Source organism: Streptomyces sp. NPDC006476, assembly GCF_040612015.1.
In the GTDB taxonomy this organism is placed as follows: domain Bacteria; phylum Actinomycetota; class Actinomycetes; order Streptomycetales; family Streptomycetaceae; genus Streptomyces; species Streptomyces griseorubiginosus_B.
Map to the genome: position 1 here is coordinate 1 of NZ_JBEXPK010000269.1, position 1,999 is coordinate 1,999.

Annotated in this window: 2 protein-coding genes; both read left to right on the forward strand. The window is 67.6% G+C overall.

The genetic code is table 11. The features are described 5' to 3' along the window. The first annotated feature begins 252 nt into the window (after positions 1-252). Positions 253-1,230 carry a transposase domain-containing protein gene (locus ABZZ74_RS53895; RefSeq protein WP_356951410.1) on the forward strand — a complete coding sequence of 326 codons (978 nt, stop codon included), beginning with the start codon at positions 253-255 and terminating at the stop codon, positions 1,228-1,230. 368 nt (positions 1,231-1,598) lie between these two features. Then, on the forward strand, positions 1,599-1,999 hold a 401-nt coding region (locus ABZZ74_RS53900; protein ID WP_356951411.1), incomplete at its 3' end, for a transposase.

A 1,999-nucleotide genomic window follows, 5' to 3' on the forward strand; every position in this document is an offset into this window, starting at 1 on the left:
GCGGAGCCAGTTCTCCAGCGGGGCCGGGGCGACGCTCTTGCCGCCCGCCGGATCTGGTCGACCGTGACTTCACAGCCTCCCGCCCGGACCAGCTCTGGGTGGCGGATATGACGCAACGCCGGTAAGTTAACTGCCCTTTCGGGGGATTGACGGCATACAGGGGCCCCGGCAGGACTGGTTTTCGACCAAGAAGACCGCGTCCGTGCCGAGGCTCCCGTGTCTGCTCATCCTGTCACCGTTCCCGCTGCCCGAGTGAGGCTGAAGCCATCGGGCTCTCCTCATCCTTTAGATGATCTCGGTCTGGGAGCCCTACCACAGTTGCTGTCTCCCGAGCTCGTGGATCAGGTGATCGCCGACTGCGGGCGCCGGGAACGGCGGGTGCGTGCCCTGCCGGCCCGTGTGACGTTGTACTTCGTCCTCGCTCTGTGGCTGTGCCCGGCCGCTGGCTATCCCGAGGTGCTGCGGATGCTGTTCCAGCAGTTCAAGGAGCAGCTGCGGGCCGGAGCGCGGCGGATCCCTTCGACCGCGGCCGCGGTCCAGGCCCGCCGTCGGCTCGGCCCTGCCCCGCTCAGGGCGCTGTTTCGGCGTCTGCGCGGCCCTCATAGCGATCCCGGCGCTCCGGGGATGTCGGCCTTCGGATGCGACCTGGCACTGCTGAAGGTGTCGGTGGACGGCATCCGCCTGGACGTGGCCGACACCCCGGCCAACCGGAAGGCGTTCGGCGACCCGCCGCGCGGCCGCTTCGGCTCCGGACGGTATCCGCAGATACGAGTGCTCATGTTGATCGCCAGTGGGACGCGGGCGGTGCTGGAGGCGGTCTGGGGACCGTGGTCGGTCGGCGAACTGCCGCTGCTGGACAAGCTCATGCAGACCGGGGCAGTGCGCCGGGGCATGCTGGTGCTGGCCGACCGGTACTTCACCGGCTTTCCGCAGGTGTCGCAGATCGTTCGCACCGGCGCCCACCTGATCTTCCGTACTCCCTGCCGGCGCAAGCTTCCGGTGTTCACCGAACTCCCCGACGGCTCCTACCTGTCGGTCCTGCCCCGACAGGCGCCACTTCACCGTGGTGCGGACGCGCCCCAGGGAGGCATTCACGCTCTATCCTGCGTGACTGTGTGGCCGGTCGCCTGCGCCGAGGTCGAACTGCGTCAACGGGTCCGGGAGCTGAAAGCGGCGGAAGACCGCTTCACGGACCAGCAAGAACGCATCCTGCAGTGCATCAGGGAGTGAGCCGCCGGACACGGAGAGATGCCCACGATGCGGGAGATCGGCAAGAGTATGGGGTTGTCGAGCATGGCGCGTCGGTTGGGTACCAGCTCGGCAGAATAGAACGGCCATGACAGGCAGTCATTGACATTTGTCCCTGTGCGCGTCGCTTCGGTCGCTCCGTCTACTTCGTCGCATGCTCTGCTTAACTCTGTCGGGGATCTTGGAGTTTCTCAGTGCGCCGGGGTGATCGGTGGGCATGCTCGGGGTGTTTCCGAGAGCCCATGCAGTTGTCGAGGTGTCCGTTGTCGCTCCGTCCTCGTTCCGGTGAGCAAGTCCCGCCTCTGACCGCACAGATCGCGAGGGCGAGCAACCCGGGCGGCACTGCGGCGATGTGGGTGAGAGACCGCCTGGACGGGCTGTGGCGTGACGAGGACTTCGCGGACTGGTATCCGCGTGACGGGCGTCCGGGCCTCTCGCCTGCCCAGCTGGCCACCGTCTGCGTCCTGCAGTTCGTGCTCGGTCTGTTGGACCGGCAGGCCGCCGAGGCGGTGCGCTGCCGCATCGACTTCAAATACGCCATGGCCATGGAGCTGGACGACCCCGGCTTCCACCACAGCGTGCTAGCCGACTTCCGCGACCGTCTCACCGAGGGCGACCGCGCCGACCGCCTCCTCGACCTCGCCCTGGCCCGCCTCAAGGAGGCCGGCCTGGTACGCGAGCGCACTACACAACGCACCGACTCCACCCACGTCCTGGCCGCGGTCCGCGACCTGACCCGACTGGAGATGGT